Source organism: Pseudomonas sp. rhizo25 (assembly GCF_031931935.1).
Lineage (GTDB): Bacteria > Pseudomonadota > Gammaproteobacteria > Pseudomonadales > Pseudomonadaceae > Aquipseudomonas > Aquipseudomonas synxantha.
In genome coordinates this window covers 14,977-31,224 of record NZ_JAUJXA010000022.1, presented here as the reverse complement: position 1 = coordinate 31,224, position 16,248 = coordinate 14,977, and the positions used below count along the sequence as shown (strand labels likewise).

The following is a 16,248-nucleotide window of genomic DNA, read 5'->3' as shown; positions in this document are numbered from 1 at the left end:
TTCGAATACGATAAAGATCCAATGTGGGAGGGGGCTTGCTCCCGATGGCAGTGGTTCAGTGAATACAATGGAGGCTGACACACCGCTATCGGGAGCAAGCCCCCTCCCACATTGGAATCCAGGTGTGGTTTAGAAATGGGTGAAGGTCAGGCCCACTTTGTAGGTCGGGCCGTACTCTTCGTACTGGCCGTTGTAGCTGCGGTGGCCGGTGTAGACGAAGTACGATTCATCAGTGAGGTTCTGGGCCTCGAAGCTGACTTGCAGGTTCTTGGTCACCGAGTAGCGCGCACTGAAGTCGACGAAGGTCTGCGCGTCGACGTGCAGGTCATGGGCCTTGTCGTTGATCGAGGCCAGTTCATACAGGTAGGCCGATTTATAGTTGGCCGACAGGCGCAGGCTGAGCTTGTCGTCTTCCCAGCCAAGCATCAGGTTGCCGACCGTGTCCGACTGATTGGGCAGGCTGATGCTGCGCTTGCGGTTGCGCCCGCTGGCGCTGTCGAAACCCTCGATATCCGCGCTGGAGCGGCTGAAGGTGCTGTTGGCACCGACCAGCAAGCCGTTCCACGGCGCGGGCAACCAGTCGAACTTCTGTGAGTAGGCCAGCTCCAGGCCGTAGAGTTTGGCGCTGTCGCCATTGGCGTAGGTGTGGGCCTCGGAGAAGTTGGCCCAGGCACCCGTGCCGGCCACGTCGGTGTTGTAGACGAAGTTCTGGATATCCTTGTAGAACACGAACGCCGATACGGTGCCGGCGCGGCCCATGAAGTGTTCGATGCCCAAGTCCAGGTTGCTCGATTCCAGGGGCTTGAGGTCCGGGTTACCGAAGGTGGCTTCGTCATCATCGATCACGAAACCCGGCGCCAGCTGGCCGAATGTTGGGCGCACCACGGATTTGGTCCAGGCAGCGCGCACCTGGGTGTTCTTATCGATCTGATAGCGGGCGTGCAGGCCCGGCAACCAATGGTGATAACGCCGCTTGGTCTCTGTGGCGCTGAACTGGCCGTCGGTGGCGCCGGTGCCCTTGGCTTCGAACTCGGTGCCCTCGTAACGCATCCCGGCGATGAACCGCCAGTCGTCGATATCGACGGTGTTCATCAGGTAGCCGGCGTTGATATCTTCGCGGATGGTGAAGTCGTTGACCCTGGATTCGGTGGGGTCGTAGAAATCATCCCGATTGAGGCCACCAATCAGTTGGCGGATATTACCCGCGCTGATGCCTGGGCCATATCGGCCGAGACGGTAGTCAACGCTGCCCTTCTGGAACTGCGCGAGGTTGAGCTGTTCATCGCTGAAGCCTTGCTGATCCAAGTCCTTGTAGACCCAGGCCTCCAAGTCGTTGTCCTTGTTGCGGCGGCTGACCTTGCCACCGAACTTGAACTGGGAGGCATAGCCACTCAGGTCATAGTCACGGGCCAGGTCCAGGCGCAGGTTTTTCTCGGTGTCCTTCGTGTACTGTTTCTCCCAGTCGACCTTGTCGAGGCTGAAGTTGCTGGCGTCGTAGAAGCCGCTGGCGATGATCGGACGGGGTTTGTCCTTGTCGTAGAAACCGCTGTTGGCAAAGTCGCCGCCGTCGAAGGTAGCGCCCGCAATGTGCGCCGGGCTGTCTTCGCTGGATTGGCTGTAGCCGGCCTGGCCGCTGAGGGTCCACAGGCCCAGCATGCGCTCGCCGCCGAACACGTAGGACTGGATCTGCTGGGTTTCCTCACGGTTTTTCAGCTTGCGCTTGCCCTCGGCATCGCCCAGCTCGCCAGGCGCTTGCGGGTCGGCAAATTCAAGGCTGGCGGCGTTGCGGGTTTCGGTGTCCTTGTAGCGGCTGTAGAGGGTACGCAGGTAATAGCTGCTCAGGTCGTCGGGCTTGTAGTCGAAGTTCAGGCCGCCACCTGCGCGTTCGCGGCTGATGTCGTAGTCGCGCTGTTCGAACTCGTTGAGCCTGGCGCCGTCGGTGAAATCCCAGGCGCCACCGGTTTCGACGTTGTCTGAGCCAAAGTCGCGCTTTTGCCAGCTCAGCGCTGCGGCCACGCCGAAGTTGTCGATGCCGTCGCCGAGGCTGAAGCGATTACTGGCGGCACCGGAGAATTTCGGGCTGGTCTGGCGAGTGTTCTTGTCGTAGCTGGCTTCGGTGCTACCGGTATAGAACAGCCCCTTGTGATCGAACGCCGACAAGCTCTTCACATCCACGGTGCCACCGAGAGAGTTGGCGTCCATGTCCGGTGTCAGGGTCTTGATCACCGACAGCGACTGCACCAACTCCGAGGGCAGCACATCGAGGGCCACGGCGCGGCGCTCGCTCTCTGGCGCGGGCACCAGGGTGCCGTTGATGGTGACGCTGTTGAGGTCCGGGCCCAGGCCGCGCACGCTGACAAAACGCCCTTCTCCCTGGTCGCGCTCCACGCTGATGCCCGGTAGGCGCTGCACCGCTTCGGCGACGTTTTCATCCGGTAACTGGGCTACACCGTCGGCATGTACCACGCTCCTGATGCTGTCGGAAGAACGTTGTTCCTTGAGGGCGCTGTCCATGGCAGCGGCCTGGCCGACCACTTCGACATGCTCGGTGGTGGCCGCCTCGGCCGCCGTGAGCCGCTCGCTGGCCATCGCCAGGGCCAAGGCGGTAAGCGTGAAGCTGACGAGCCCGGTGCGCTTGTACATGCAATCCTCCCCAAGAATCCGTTGGCGCCAGGCAAGAGGGCCCGGCAACTGGGAGGGCACGCTAGGGGTGGGGGATGACGGTTCTGTGACAGCATTGAGTGGCCATGTCCGTAAACCGCAGGTTTGCACGGATTTTTGGCTTGGAATGAGCTGATATGACCTCAGCAGTTCTCATGTGGAAGGGGGCTTGCCCCCGATAGCGGTGTGACAGCTACAAATAAGCTGACTGATACACCGTCATCGGGAGCAAGCCCCCTCCCACATGTTTAATCTTTGTTGCCTGTGAGATGAGCTGATTCGACCCTCGCCCACCGTCATCCAACGGTCACATCCATCTGCTGTGCTGGCGCCCATCGCTCATTCGCCCAAGGAATCGCAGCCATGCCTGGCGTGCTCAAGCCCCACCGCTGGAAACTCTCATTGCTGCTGGTCGCCGCCAATCTCGGGCTGATCCTGCACCTGGCCTGTGGCGAATTGAAAAGCGTCAGTGAGTGGGTGTGGCTGGATATTGTGGGCGAAGGCGGTTCCGCCCTGCTCGCCCTGGTATGGCTGGGGCTGGTGCTCAAAAGCCGCCCCGCAGGGCGCGTCACCAACTACCTGGCGCTGGGCCTGTCGTGCATCTTTTTCTCCTGGTGGATCGACAGCCTCGACGAGTTTATCCGCCTGCCCGACAGCATCACCTGGGACCATTGGCTGGAGTCCGGACCGATGCCGGTGGGCATGGTCCTGCTGACCATCGGCATCTACCACTGGCACCGCGAACAACTGGCGATCAGCGCGCAGATGGAAAAACGCGAGCGGCTGTTCCGTGAGCATCGGCTGTTCGACAAACTCACGCCGCTGGCCGGCGCCGATTACCTCAAGCGCCAGTTGGCTGACAGCCTGCAAGACAGCCGCGACCAGCAACAGCCGCTGTCGCTGCTGGCCCTGGACCTGGACAACTTCGCCGCCATCAACCAGGCCTACGGGCATGCCGAGGGCGACGCGGTACTACAAGCCCTCAGCCATTTGCTGCTGCTCAACCTGCGCCGCCAGGACCTGCTGTGCCGCCTGGCCGGCGACCGCTTTGTGGTGCTGCTGCCCAATACCGGTGAACGCCAGGCCAGGGAGCTGGCGCTGGAGTTGCAGCAGGCAGTGCTCGGCCTGGCCCACAAGACCCGGCACCAAGGCGAACGCCTGCAACTGGCCGCGACTACCGCCGTGGTCATGGCCCTTGAAGAACCGCCCCAGAACTTGCTCAAGCGCCTGAACCTGGCGTTGGCCAGGGCCAAGCAACCGCTTGCGAAAAGTGCCTGAGATGGCCGTGAAAACCAGCTGGTATGAAGTCGACAGCCGCTTCATCCCAGGACATTACCAACCCGCCGCGCTGATCGACCTGGCCTTGTCCCGCGACATCGACAGCCATCGCCTGCTGCGCGGCACCGGCCTGTTTCACGAGGACATCCTGGCCGGCACCGCGCACCTGAGCCCGCAACAGTTCTTCGGCCTGATCGGCAACAGCCGCAAGTTATTGGACGCCGACGACAGCAGCTTCCTGTTTGGCCAGCGTTTGCTGCCGGGCTATTACGGCGCCGCCAGCCACGCCCTTGGCCATGCGCAGAACCTGCACCAGGCCCTGGAGATCCTGGTCCAGCAACAGGTGCTGCTCAGCCCGTTGGCCACCCTGCAATTGGAGCTGGATGAGCATCGCGCCTACCTGTACTGGCTGGACAGTTGCGGCGCCGGCGAGCACTGGCGTTTCCTGCTGGAAGCCTGCATGACCTCGCTGATCGCCATGAGCCAATGGCTAAGCGGCGAGCGCCTGCCATGGGCATGCAGTTTCAGCCATGCCGAGCCGCGTTATATCGAGCAGTACTGGGTGCACCTGGGCGAAGACACGCGCTTCGAACGCCCGCTGGACATGATGAGTATCCCGCGTGAATACCTCACCCGCCCCTGGCCTGGCGCCTCGGTTACGGCCGGTCAGGTTGCGCGTAGGCAGGCCCGCGAGCAGATCGAACAGCTGGGTTTTGCCGGCAGTTTTCTCGACTGTCTCTACGACTACCTGCGCGATCAAGTACGCCAGCCGCCCAGCCTGGAACAGGCGGCCCAGGCCTTCGCCATGAGCCCGGCGACCCTCAAGCGCAAGTTGAACAAGCACGACACCGGTTTTCAACAGCAGGTGGACCGGGTACGCAAGCAGGTGGCGTTGCACCTGTATCAGCTCAAGGGCTACAGCAATGATGAGGTGGCGGCGTACCTGAACTTCAACGATGCGGCGAACTTCCGGCGCTCATTCAAGCGCTGGACCGGCAGCACCCCGAACCTGATCCGCCAGCTGTTCAACAGCCGCTAGCCAGGCGCTCACGTAAAAACTCCACCAGCGCCTGCACCGGCCGTGAGCTTTGCCGGTGCTGGGGATACACCGCCGACAGGGTCAGGGCTTCGGGGGCGAAGTCGTCCAGCAGTGTCACCAGGCGCCCGTCTTTCAACGCATCCGCGACGATAAAGGTCGGCAGGTAGGTCACCCCCAGACCGGCAATGGCGGTATCACGCAACAACTCGCCGTTATTCACGCGCATACGCCCACTGACATTCAACCCCTGCAACTTGCCTTTGAAGCGCCATTGCACCTGGCGACCATGGCCGTAGGGCAGACAGTCGTGCGCGGTCAGGTCCTCGGGTTTCAATGGCGTCCCGCGCAGCGCCAGGTAATCGGGGCTGGCGCAGTACACCCGCTGCACGCTGGCGATCCGTCGGGCGATCAGGGTGGAATCTTCCAGGGTGCCGATGCGCAGCACCAGGTCGTAGCCCTCGCCGATCAAGTCCACAGGGCGGTCGCTCAGGTCGACTTCCACCGACACCTGCGGATGACGTTGCAGGAACAACGGCAGCAGGCAGCCCAGGTGAGCCATGGCGAATGACAACGGCGCGCTGAGGCGGATGGTACCGCGCGGCTCGCTGTTCTGGCCAGCGATGCCCTGCTCCACTTGCTCGACTTCACCGAGCAGGCGCAGGGCGGATTCGTAGTAGCTCTGGCCCAGTGGCGTGACATCCAGGCGCCGCGTAGAACGATTGAGCAGGCGCACACCAAGGCGCTCTTCCAGCTGGATCAGGCGGCGGCTGACGAATTGCTTGGACAGGCCCAGTTGCTCGGCGGCGGCGGTGAAACTGCCGGACTCCATGACCTGGCAGAACAGGCGCATGTCTTCGAAGGGGTTCATTGTCGCTTCTCGGTGGACGATGGGCTGATTTATAGCCTGTCGGTGGCCACACCACAAACCTAATATGGGAACACAATCAAAATGTGGGAGGGGGCTTGCTCCCGATGGCGGTGTGTCAGTCAAAAATGCTGTGACTGACACACCGCCATCGGGAGCAAGCCCCCTCCCACATGGGATTACCTACAGGTTTGAGAACCGGTTACTTGGCGGTGAACGCCGAATAGCTGTTCATCAGGTTGCGGTAGTTGGGGATGCGTGGCGACAACAGGTTGGCCAGGCCTTCCATGTCGTTGCGCCAGTCAACCTGCAGCTCGCAGGCCACCGAGAACCAGTTCACCAGCTGTGCGCCGGCGGCAGTCATGCGTGCCCAGGCGGCCTGTTGCACGGTTTCATTGAAGGTGCCGGAGGCGTCGGTGACCACGAAAACCTCGAAGCCTTCGTCGAGAGCGCACAGGGTCGGGAAGGCTACGCACACATCCGTGACCACGCCGGCAATGATGATCTGCTTACGACCGGTCGCCTTGACGGCCTTGACGAAATCTTCGTTGTCCCAGGCGTTGATCTGGCCTGGGCGGGCGATATATGGCGCGTCCGGGAACAGTGCCTTGAGCTCTGGCACCAGTGGGCCGTTAGGACCGCCTTCAAAACTGGTGGTCAGGATGGTCGGCAGGTTGAAGAACTTCGCCACGTCGGCCAGGGCCAGCACGTTGTTCTTGAATTCGTTGGGGGAGAAATCCTGCACCAGCGAGATCAGGCCAGTCTGGTGATCGACCAGCAGGACAACCGCGTCATCTTTGTTCAAGCGCTTATAAGTCATGGGGTAACTCCTTTGGTTTCTGGATTAAAAGGCAAAGCATGAACAGCCAAACGCACCCCAGAAGCCCTGGAAGTCGCTGACTGGCACGCTGGAAAGACGGGCTTTTTCATGGCTGTGGGCATGCACGCCGCACGGGCCGCTGCACTGGTGGACCTGGGCCTGCAAGGGCGAGGTCGGACGCCAGTGCCCTGGTACATTGACCACCGGCGACCAGTCCGGCAGCACCGGCACGCGTGGTGGGGCGAAATCTTCGAAGTCACCCGCGCCGTACACCACCTTGCCGCCGACCACGGTCAGCACCGATTCGATCCACTTGATGGCTTCCTCGTCGACACTGAAGAAGTCCGCCGACAACGCGGCCACGTCCGCCAACTGGCCGACCTTGATCTGGCCTTTCTTGCCCTGCTCGGACGAGAACCAGGCGCTGCCGTGGGTAAACAACTCCAACGCGGTGAGGCGTGGCAGGCCTTCGGCGTGCAGCTCCAGGCCGCCAACGGTACGGCCGCTGACCATCCAGTACAGCGAGGTCCACGGGTTATAACTGGAGACCCGCGTGGCATCGGTGCCCGCCCCTACCGGCACGCCTTCGGCGAGCATGCGCTTGATCGGCGGCGTGGCTTCGGCGGCCTTGGCACCGTAGCGCTCGACAAAGTATTCACCCTGGAACGCCATGCGGTCCTGGATCGCAATGCCGCCACCGAGGGCGCGCACGCGCTCGATGTTTTTCGGGGTAATGGTTTCGGCGTGGTCGAAGAACCACGGCAGGCCATTGAAGGGAATGTCGCGGTTAACCTTCTCGAACACATCGAGCATGCGTGAGATGGATTCGTCGTAGGTGGCGTGCAGGCGGAACGGCCAGCGCTGTTCCACCAGGTGGCGCACCACTGGCTCCAGCTCCTGTTCCATGGTCAGCGGCAGGTCCGGGCGCGGTTCGAGGAAGTCTTCGAAATCCGCCGCCGAAAACACCAGCATTTCGCCCGCGCCGTTATGACGCAGATAATCATCGCCCTGATGCAGGGTGACGCTGCCGGTCCAGTTCTTGAAGTCGCTGAGTTCTTCCTTGGGCTTCTGAGTGAACAGGTTGTAGGCGATGCGCACCGTCAACTGTTGGTCCTTGGCCAACTGTTCGATCACCGCATAGTCATCGGGATAGTTCTGGAAGCCGCCGCCAGCATCGATGGCGCTGGTCAGGCCCAGGCGATTGAGTTCGCGCATGAACTGGCGAGTGGAGTTGACCTGGTATTCCAAGGGCAGTTTCGGACCCTTGGCCAAGGTCGAATACAGGATCATCGCGTTAGGTCGTGCCACCAGCATGCCGGTGGGGTTGCCGTGGCTGTCGCGCACGATCTCGCCGCCTGGCGGGTTGGGCGTGTCCTTGGTGTAGCCGGCCACCCGCAACGCCGCACGGTTGAGCAAGGCGCGGTCGTACAGGTGCAGCACAAACACCGGAGTGTCCGGCGCAGCCTGGTTGAGTTCTTCGAGGGTGGGCATGCGTTTTTCGGCGAACTGGAATTCGTTCCAGCCGCCGACCACGCGTACCCATTGCGGCGTAGGGGTACGGTCGGCCTGGTCCTTGAGCATGCGCAAGGCATCGGCCAGGGACGGCACGCCTTCCCAGCGCAGCTCGAGGTTGTAGTTCAGCCCGCCACGGATCAGGTGCAGGTGCGAGTCATTGAGCCCTGGGATTACCGTGCGGCCCTTGAGGTCGATGACCTGGGTGCCGCTGCCGCGCAGGGCCATGGCCTCGCCGTCAGTGCCGACCGCGACGAAGCGCCCGTCGCGGATGGCGACGGCTGTGGCACGTGGGTTTTCCCGGTCCACGGTGTGGAACTGGCCATTGAACAGAATCAGATCGGCGTTCATAGGGTTTCCTTTACAGAAGGTTGAAGCCAGGGGGCAAACAAGCGGGTAGCCGCTGGCATCAGCAGGTAGACCACCAACAGCACAATGGTCAGGGTGACCAGGAAGGTGGAGACCACATAGTTGGACAGCAACGGGTGCAGGCGCAGGATCGGCCCCCAGATAAACGGCAGGAGCAAGGTTTGCGGCAAAATCACGCACAGGCTGACCACTGCCTGTTTCCAGCGCGGCGGCTGGGCAGCGCCGTCGGCCTGGGGCGCGAACCAGAACTCATTGACGGCGCCGATTTCAGTCTGGTCGCCGTCCGCCAGCATCGGCGCGGCTTCGTCGATCAGGGCCTGGCGTTGGGGAGAGTCAAGCCACAACTCCAGGGCATCGGTGGAGCGATAGCGCAGCACACAGGTGAACAGCGCCATGCCGTTCTGCCGGCTGCGTACCACATCGACGCCCAGATGGCCGGGGCGCTCACCGGCAATACGCACGATACGGCGCAGCCAGGCTTCGTACTCGGTTTCGCGTCCGGGCTTGACCCGGTGCTTGACCACCAGCGTGACGACTTCGTCAGGGCTGGTCTTGGGTGTTGGGTCCATGGTTGGGTGACTCCCCCGCAGTATTGAGCGATGGGAGGAGTTTGCCGGGCCGTGGATATTGGGAATTGGATGTATGTGCTGTTTGGCGCCTGAGGATGTTGGAGGGGGCAAGCCCTATGCCTGTAGGAGCGAGCTGGCTCGCGAAAAACCCCTAGGCGCCGCGTTTATTCAGGATACACGCGTTATCGTTGACGTTTTTCGCGAGCAAGCTCGCTCCTACAGGGGGTCACTGACAGAGTCACTTGGCGGCCATATGCTCCGCAATCCGCCCCCGTAACCAGCGCTCCGACGGGTCATTGTCATGCACCCCACTCCAGACCATCGACAGCTCCGCTGCGTCAATGGCGAACGGCGGGTCTTCAGCGCGCAAGCGGGTGCCCTCGGTCAGTGCGCACGCCGCATAATCCGGCACGGTGGCGATAATCTGCGTGCCCGCCAGCAATGCACGCAACCCGCTGAACTGCGGTACAGCCAGCACCACACGGCGCGAGCGGCCGATGCGTGCCAGGTCGAGGTCGATATTGCCGCTCAAGTCGCCTGAAAACGACACCATCGCATGGGGCCTGGCGCAATAGTCATCCAAGGTCAGAGGCGCCACGCCGTCATCGCCGCGCAGTACCTTGCAGGGGATGTCCCGCAGTTTCTTGCGCTTGGCATTGGCCGGCAGTTCGGTGGTGTAGCTGACGCCCACCGAGATCTCACCGCTGGCCAGCAGTGCCGACATCAACAGGTAATTGGCCCGGCGCACCACCACGATGATACCCGGTGCCTCTTCGCGCAGTTGGCTGAGCAACGCCGGAAACAGCCCGAACTCGGCGTCATCGGACAGGCCGATGCGAAACACCGCGCTGCTGCTGGAAGGGTCGAAGTCCTTGGCGCGGCTGACGGCGCCCGAGATGATGTCCATGGCCGGTTGCAGCTCCTTGAGTATCGCCACCGCACGGGGCGTGGGCTCCATGCCGCGGCCGTTGCGCAGCAGCAGTGGGTCGTCGAACAAGTCGCGCAAACGGCCCAATGCGGCGCTCACCGCCGGTTGGCCCATAAAGAGTTTTTCGGCGACCCGGGTCAGGTTTTTTTCAAACATCAAGGCTTCGAAAATTACCAGCAGGTTCATGTCGACGCGGCGCAGGTCGTTGCGGTTCATGGCGGTATCCAAACGTTTTCCAGACGGCCAGGGAAGCATATCCGCACTCCCCGCGATTGCATGCCTGTGCTGTCTTTTCCACGCCTGCAGCTGGCGAAATTAACAACGTTTAACTCGTCAGGCCGGAGCTCCTGCACCAAGAATGCAGGCGTCTACACTGCATCCATCCACCGGGAACGCTCCCATCGACTACGGATATCTGTCATGGCCCGACTCGAGCAATACGCCCCACGTTTGTCCGCCACCGGCGGCCTGTGCCCCCGGCGCGAACGAATCGCCAAGCAACTGATCCTCGCCAACCTCGGCGAAAGCCTGGCTATCGCCGACCTGGCCCAGGCCTGCGCCTTGTCGCGCAGCCACTTTTCCCGCGCATTCAAATGCACCACCGGGCTATCGCCCCAGGAATGGATCCGCCAGCAACGCATCCAGCGCGCCAAGGAGTTGATCACCGGTTCGTCCTTGAGCCTCACGCAAATCAGCCTGGAATGTGGTTTCTGCGACCAGGCGCACTTCTGCCACATGTTCACGCGCAGCGAAGGCGTGAACCCGATGACCTGGCGAAACCATCAGTCGCGCCACAAGCCTTTGGTGATCGCCGCCTAGTGGTCTTCACGCACCTGGAATATGCTGGCCCATCTTCGACTCCGGAACCTGGGCAGCCATGACTGACTTGAGCGACCAGGCCGTGCACTTCGGCCCCTACCGTGTCCACCCGCGCCAGCGCCTGGTGCTGGAAGCCGGCCGCCCGCTGCGCCTGGGGCGGCGGGCCGTGGATATTCTGCTGGTCCTGCTGGAGCAGGCCGGCAATGTGGTGAGCAAGCAGGAGCTGATCTCGCGGGTCTGGCCCAAGACCGTGGTGGAAGACGGCAACCTGCGGGTACACATGGCCGCGTTGCGCAAGGCGCTGGGCGATGGCCAGGCCGGGCAGCGCTATATCGTCACGGTCGCTCAGCGCGGCTACAGTTTTGTTGCGCCACTGAGCATTGAACCGATGACGCTACCCACAGGCGGCATGCCCCAGCGCCCGAGCCATAACCTGCCGTTGCGGCGTACGCGAATGATCGGCCGCCAAGCCCTGATCGACGCCCTGGTGCAGCAACTGCCGCAGCAGCGCTTCATCACCTTGACCGGCGCCGGTGGCATCGGCAAGACCACCGTGGCCCTGCGCGTCGCCGAGTTGTTGATCGGGCATTACCGTGACGGCATTCATCTGCTGGACCTGGCCCCACTCAGCGCAGCCTCGATGATCCTGCCCAACCTCGCCGCGCTCCTCGACCTGACACCCGCTGCGAATGCACCGCTGGTCAGCTTCGCCCGTAGCCTGCAGGCACGCCAGATGCTGCTGGTGATCGACAACTGCGAACACTTGCTCGACGACATCGCCCTGATCAGCGAAACCCTGTTGCGCCATGCGCCGCACCTGCACATCCTCACCACCAGCCGCGAAGCCCTGCGCGCCGACGGTGAGTATGTGCAACGCCTCGAGCCGCTGGCTTGCCCACCCGCCACCGGCAACCGTGCCCAGGCCCTGGGTTACCCGGCCATGCAATTGCTGATCGAGCGGGCCATGGCCCATCAGGACAGCTTTGCCCTCAGCGAAGCTGACCTGCCCCTGGCGATTGATATCTGCCAGCGCCTGGACGGCATTCCCCTGGCAATTGAACTGGTGGCCGCGCAAATCGAGCGTTTTGGCTTGCAGGGGCTGCTGGTACAGATGGAAGACAATTTCCGCCTGCTGACCCGCGGGCGGCGCAGCGCCCTGCCCCGCCAGCAAACCCTGCGGGCCACCCTCGACTGGAGCTTTGACCTGCTCGGCGAGTGCGAAAAAACCTGCCTGCGTCGCCTCGCGGTTTTTCGCGCAGGCTTCAGCCTGGCCAGCGCCGCAGCGGTGATCGCCGGGGAAACGATCGCCCCCGGCGAAGTGCTGGGCTCCATCACGCAATTGGTGGCCAAGTCCTTGTTGAATGTGGAAGCCGGCGATGACGAGATGGTGTATCGCCTGCTGGATATCACCCGCACCTACGCCCTGGAAAAGCTTAGCCTCGCCGGCGAACTGCCAGCCACTCGAGAGCGCCATGCGGCACGCTGCCTGGCACTGATGGAACAGGCCCGGACCGACTGGGAACTGCTGGCCACGCAGCCCTGGCTTGACCGCTATGCGCCGCTGCGCGAAGACGTGCGCGCCGCACTCGATTGGGGCTTTGCCGAGGACGTCGGGCACTTGCTGGCCATCCGCCTGACGGTCAGCGCAATGCCCCTGTGGCAGGAATTGTCATTGCTGCGTGAGCACGGCGGCTATGTGGACAAGGCACTGGCACTGATAGGCCAGGTCGATACGCCCTGCACGCAACTGATCCTTCAATTGCAATTGGCCCTGGGCAGCCTCTCCTACCACGCCATGGGCGCTGCGCCCCGCACCATTGCCGCCTTTGTCAGTGCCGAACGCCTGGCCCTGGCACGTCGCGACGTTGCAGGGCAACTGCGTGCGGTCTCCGGGCAAATGGCTGTAAACCTGTGTGCCGGGCGCTATGCCCAAGCACTGCAACAAAGCCTGCAGTTTGATCGCCTCGACCCGCGTACCGAACCGTTGCTGGAGCTGAGCGCCCAACGATTGCGCGCACTGGCCCAGCATTACACCGGGGACCAGGCGCTCGCCCGGCACAATGCCGAGCAAGTGCTGCAGCGCATGAGCCACAGCGGCCATGTAAACCGGTTCGCCCATGGCGTCGGCGTGCAATACGATCAAAGCGTGGCATCCTTGACCCTGCTGGCGCGGATCCTGTGGTTACAGGGTTTTCCCGACAGTGCCTGGCGTAGCGCCAGCCAGGCGCTGGAGCTGGCCCTGCAGATCAATCATGGCACCTCGATCTGCTACACCCTGGCCCTGGCCGGGGTGGTAATCGCCCGCTACAACGGCGCCGAAGACGATGCGCAAGCCCTGCAAAGGCTACTGCTGGAACAGGCGCACAAGCATTCGGCGCAGTTGTTCCAGACCTGGGCCGGGCATTACGCCGGTATTCTGGTCGACCAGGATTTGCAGGGACTGGGACTGATCGAGGACACCCTGATTACATTCGGCGCCGACGAAGTCAATGAAGCAGCCTTCGAGCGCGCACGCGCAGGCTCTGCGGGCTGGTGCGCGCCTGAAATCCTGCGGGTCTGTGCCCAACAGTGGGTGCAACGGGGCGACAGCCGCGCCGCTGAAGCCCTGTTGCTCGAAACCCTGGGCCTGGCGCGCCAGCAAGGTGCCTTGGCCTGGGAACTGCGCTGTGCGACTTCCCTGGCACAACTGTGGCAACGGCAGGGGCGTTTGCAGGCCGCGCGGGACCTGCTGGGTTCAGTCTACGGGCGATTTACCGAAGGCTTCACCACTCGCGACTTAGTCCGCGCAAGCAGCCTGCTCGACGAGTTGCAGGACAAACGGCCGGCCTGAAAAAGCCCCCACACATGGCTCGTAGCCCTGCTGCAAACGCTCGACCTGACGCGGGTCACGCAGTTGCGCCAGGGCATAGCTGCGCACACAGTTGAGCAGGCGGTAGCGGCGCTGCGGGCCTAGCCCAGGTTCGACGCTCAGCAGCGAGACATTCACCAGGCGCGCCAGCAGATAGGCCAGGTCGGCGTGCTCAAGCTCGGTCCCGCTCACCAGCTTGCTCAAGGCAGGCAAGGTCACTGCCATCTTGAACAACCCCAACTGCAGGAACAGCCAGCATTCCGGCAGGCTCAGGCGTTCGTAGCTCCAGTCCAAGGCAGCAGTCAGTGATCGATGGTGTTCCACCGCCGTGCGGCGCCCGCGGGTCAACGTCTGCAGCCCCGTGCGCAATTGTCTCTGCACACCGCTGATGCCCAATGCGTCAACTTGGGCCGCCGCCAGTTCGAGGGCCAACGGGATACCGTCCAGGCGCCGGCAAATATCGCGCAGCGCTGCCAGATCCTGATGCCGTAATACAAACCCCTGCTGGCTGGCACACACCCGAGCGATAAACAGCTGCACCGCGGGACAAGCCATGGCCTGCTCGACACTGCTCAATGCCGAGGGCGACTGCACGGCCAGCCGAGGCACGCGCAGCACCCACTCGCCGGGGGCCAGCAAGGCTTCGCGGCTGCTGACCAGCACGCTGACGCCGGGCGCCTGTTCGCGCAATGCACGTACCAGCTTGCGACACGCACCCAACAACAGGTCAGCACCATCGAGTACCAGCAGCAACTGGCGCGAGGCCAATTGGCGGCACAGCTCATCAACGCGCTCGCACTGCTGTAGTTGCAATACCGTGGCCAGACTGCCGAGCAGTTCGTGGGGTGCATGCATGCGGGTCAGGTCGACCCACCACGCCCCGTCGCGATAGCGGGGCAATACCCGCTCGGCCAAGGCCAGGGCCAATGTACTTTTGCCAATGCCGGCCATCCCGGTGAGCGTCAACAGCCGCTGCCCGGGCAAGCGTCGCGCCAGCACCCGCACAAGCTCATCGCGGCCACATACCGGGCTGAGCCGCGCAGCCAGGTTGTGCTGTGGCAGTAACGTCGGCGCCGAGCCTTGCACGGGGGCGACGAAACAGTAGCCGCGCTGGGGGTGATTGAGGATCAGGCGTGGCCCGTCGAGCGCCCGGCGCAATGCGGCAATGTGCACGCGCAGGTTATTGTCCTCGACGACGCTGCTGGGCCAGACCCGCTGGATCAAGGTCGCCTTGCTGATGAATTGCCCAGGCGCCTCGAGCAGCACCGCGAGAATATCCAGGGCGCGTCCGCCCAGCGCCACCGGCAGGCCCGCCTTGCTGACCAGGCGCTGTTGCCGATGAAAAGTGTAAGGGCCGAAGCTGATCGCCGCAGAGTTGTGCATGTCCGCTAAAAGCGCTGGAACACCCGTGCTTGAGTGCCTGCGCGTCCTTTTCCGTGGGCTCGGCGCTATCTTGCCAGCTGGCGATGACGGGGCAATGCTGGCACGGGGAGCGATACGGACAATCGAGTGCCCTGGACGGACATTGTGTCGTTAACTGAACTGTTGTCGGTATTGGGTAGGGTTCAGGCCAAGCTTTTCACTGAACAGAAAGCGCATATGCCGCACGCTGCCGAAGCCTGCGTGGAACGCCACGGTCTTAAGCGGCAGGTCGGTGGTTTCCAACAAGTGCCGAGCCCGGTCGATGCGTGCGCCCTGCAGGAACGCCATGGGCGTCATCTGCACGTCCTTGGCGAACAGTCGCGCAAAATGCCGTGCACTCATGCCGGCCAGTTCGGCCATGGACTCGATGGTAAAGGCTTGCTCCAGATGCGCCAGAACGTGGTTCTGTACGCGGGTGATCGCAGTTTCCTGGGGCGCTACGGCAGCGGTCATCGGGCTGAACTGGGCCTGACCGCCCTGGCGCTTCATCACCACCAGCAGCACCTTGGCCACATCCACCGCCACTTGCTTGCCGTGGTCCTGGGCGACCACCGAAAGGGCCAGGTCGATACCGGCGGTGACGCCACCCGAGGTGATCAGGCGCCCGTCCTGCAAGTAGATGCGATCGGTCTCGACAATGGCGTTGGGGAACGCCTTGATCAACCGCTCGGTGTAATGCCAGTGAGTAGTCACGCGGTGCCCGTCGAGCAAGCCCGCATGCCCGAGCACGAAGGCGCCGGTGCAGATCGAGCCGAAACGCCGGGACCGTGGTGCCGCTGCTTTCAGCCAGGGCAGCAGTGCGGGATGGCATTCGTTATAGGCGCCCGGACCGCCCGGCACCAGCAGCAGGTCATAGGCGGCATGGTCCTGCTCCAAGAGCAAATCGGTCTGCACCATCACCCCGTTGGAGGCCCGCAACGGACCGGGCTCTGTGCCAATGGTCAGGATCTGATAGTGGTCGGCTGCCGGCAGGTAGCGGTTGGCAATCGAAAACACTTCCAGCGGCCCGGCCATGTCGAGCAGCAGGAAGTCCGGGAACAGCGCCATGGCCACGGTTTTCATAAGCGGGGAAAGTCCATTGAACAGAAATGCGGCGGGCATTATGGCACGACTTTGAG

12 protein-coding genes are annotated in these 16,248 nt (G+C 62.9%); 4 read left to right on the top strand and 8 right to left on the bottom strand.

Annotated elements, in window-relative coordinates:
- Positions 1-129: 129 nt before the first annotated feature.
- Positions 130-2,643 (bottom strand): TonB-dependent receptor, encoded by a 2,514-nt coding sequence (locus tag QZR30_RS26070; RefSeq protein WP_311904564.1) that lies wholly within the window; start codon positions 2,641-2,643, stop codon positions 130-132.
- A gap of 381 nt (positions 2,644-3,024) precedes the next feature.
- Here QZR30_RS26070 and QZR30_RS26065 point away from each other — a divergent pair, with 381 nt between their 5' ends.
- Positions 3,025-3,939, top strand: coding sequence for a GGDEF domain-containing protein (locus tag QZR30_RS26065; RefSeq protein WP_046072245.1), 915 nt, complete (start codon positions 3,025-3,027; stop codon positions 3,937-3,939).
- 1 nt (position 3,940) lies between these two features.
- Complete coding sequence (locus QZR30_RS26060; RefSeq protein WP_046072244.1) at positions 3,941-4,978, top strand: AraC family transcriptional regulator; 1,038 nt, start codon at positions 3,941-3,943, stop codon at positions 4,976-4,978.
- Here the strand turns inward: QZR30_RS26060 and QZR30_RS26055 are convergent.
- The 5 genes from QZR30_RS26055 to QZR30_RS26035 form a co-directional block, all read right to left on the bottom strand.
- Positions 4,965-5,846: a LysR family transcriptional regulator gene (locus QZR30_RS26055; protein WP_046072243.1), complete on the bottom strand. Its 882-nt coding sequence runs from the start codon at positions 5,844-5,846 to the stop codon at positions 4,965-4,967. The genes QZR30_RS26060 and QZR30_RS26055 overlap by 14 nt on opposite strands.
- A gap of 199 nt (positions 5,847-6,045) precedes the next feature.
- Complete coding sequence (gene ycaC / locus QZR30_RS26050; RefSeq protein WP_043051487.1) at positions 6,046-6,663, bottom strand: isochorismate family cysteine hydrolase YcaC; 618 nt, start codon at positions 6,661-6,663, stop codon at positions 6,046-6,048.
- A gap of 24 nt (positions 6,664-6,687) precedes the next feature.
- On the bottom strand, positions 6,688-8,526 hold the full coding sequence (locus QZR30_RS26045) for an amidohydrolase (RefSeq protein WP_046072242.1): 1,839 nt from the start codon (positions 8,524-8,526) through the stop codon (positions 6,688-6,690).
- Positions 8,523-9,113: an antibiotic biosynthesis monooxygenase gene (locus tag QZR30_RS26040; protein WP_043051489.1), complete on the bottom strand. Its 591-nt coding sequence runs from the start codon at positions 9,111-9,113 to the stop codon at positions 8,523-8,525. The genes QZR30_RS26045 and QZR30_RS26040 overlap by 4 nt, the downstream gene beginning before the upstream one ends.
- 238 nt (positions 9,114-9,351) lie before the next feature.
- Positions 9,352-10,257, bottom strand: coding sequence for a LysR family transcriptional regulator (locus QZR30_RS26035; protein ID WP_274358373.1), 906 nt, complete (start codon positions 10,255-10,257; stop codon positions 9,352-9,354).
- A 204-nt stretch (positions 10,258-10,461) separates the two neighbouring features.
- On the opposite strand from QZR30_RS26035, the gene QZR30_RS26030 reads away from it, so the two are divergent.
- Both QZR30_RS26030 and QZR30_RS26025 read left to right on the top strand, forming a co-directional pair.
- Positions 10,462-10,860: a helix-turn-helix domain-containing protein gene (locus tag QZR30_RS26030; RefSeq protein ID WP_043051491.1), complete on the top strand. Its 399-nt coding sequence runs from the start codon at positions 10,462-10,464 to the stop codon at positions 10,858-10,860.
- Between the two features lie 58 nt (positions 10,861-10,918).
- Complete coding sequence (locus tag QZR30_RS26025; protein WP_311904558.1) at positions 10,919-13,690, top strand: ATP-binding protein; 2,772 nt, start codon at positions 10,919-10,921, stop codon at positions 13,688-13,690.
- On the opposite strand, the gene QZR30_RS26020 is transcribed toward QZR30_RS26025, so the two are convergent.
- Together QZR30_RS26020 and QZR30_RS26015 are read right to left on the bottom strand one after the other, a co-directional pair.
- Positions 13,637-15,091 (bottom strand): winged helix-turn-helix domain-containing protein, encoded by a 1,455-nt coding sequence (locus QZR30_RS26020; RefSeq protein WP_311904557.1) that lies wholly within the window; start codon positions 15,089-15,091, stop codon positions 13,637-13,639. The genes QZR30_RS26025 and QZR30_RS26020 overlap by 54 nt on opposite strands.
- A gap of 150 nt (positions 15,092-15,241) precedes the next feature.
- On the bottom strand, positions 15,242-16,192 hold the full coding sequence (locus QZR30_RS26015) for a GlxA family transcriptional regulator (RefSeq protein WP_043051494.1): 951 nt from the start codon (positions 16,190-16,192) through the stop codon (positions 15,242-15,244).
- Positions 16,193-16,248: the final 56 nt, after the last annotated feature.

Excerpts from the sequence above, each read along its gene's own strand:
- QZR30_RS26070 (WP_311904564.1), bottom strand. The coding sequence starts at position 2,643 with ATGTACAAGCGCACCGGGCTCGTCAGCTTCACGCTTACCGCCTTGGCC.
- QZR30_RS26065 (WP_046072245.1), top strand. The coding sequence starts at position 3,025 with ATGCCTGGCGTGCTCAAGCCCCACCGCTGGAAACTCTCATTGCTGCTG.
- QZR30_RS26060 (WP_046072244.1), top strand. The coding sequence starts at position 3,941 with ATGGCCGTGAAAACCAGCTGGTATGAAGTCGACAGCCGCTTCATCCCA.
- QZR30_RS26055 (WP_046072243.1), bottom strand. The coding sequence starts at position 5,846 with ATGAACCCCTTCGAAGACATGCGCCTGTTCTGCCAGGTCATGGAGTCC.
- ycaC (WP_043051487.1), bottom strand. The coding sequence starts at position 6,663 with ATGACTTATAAGCGCTTGAACAAAGATGACGCGGTTGTCCTGCTGGTC.
- QZR30_RS26045 (WP_046072242.1), bottom strand. The coding sequence starts at position 8,526 with ATGAACGCCGATCTGATTCTGTTCAATGGCCAGTTCCACACCGTGGAC.
- QZR30_RS26040 (WP_043051489.1), bottom strand. The coding sequence starts at position 9,113 with ATGGACCCAACACCCAAGACCAGCCCTGACGAAGTCGTCACGCTGGTG.
- QZR30_RS26035 (WP_274358373.1), bottom strand. The coding sequence starts at position 10,257 with ATGAACCGCAACGACCTGCGCCGCGTCGACATGAACCTGCTGGTAATT.
- QZR30_RS26030 (WP_043051491.1), top strand. The coding sequence starts at position 10,462 with ATGGCCCGACTCGAGCAATACGCCCCACGTTTGTCCGCCACCGGCGGC.
- QZR30_RS26025 (WP_311904558.1), top strand. The coding sequence starts at position 10,919 with ATGACTGACTTGAGCGACCAGGCCGTGCACTTCGGCCCCTACCGTGTC.
- QZR30_RS26020 (WP_311904557.1), bottom strand. The coding sequence starts at position 15,091 with ATGCACAACTCTGCGGCGATCAGCTTCGGCCCTTACACTTTTCATCGG.
- QZR30_RS26015 (WP_043051494.1), bottom strand. The coding sequence starts at position 16,192 with ATGAAAACCGTGGCCATGGCGCTGTTCCCGGACTTCCTGCTGCTCGAC.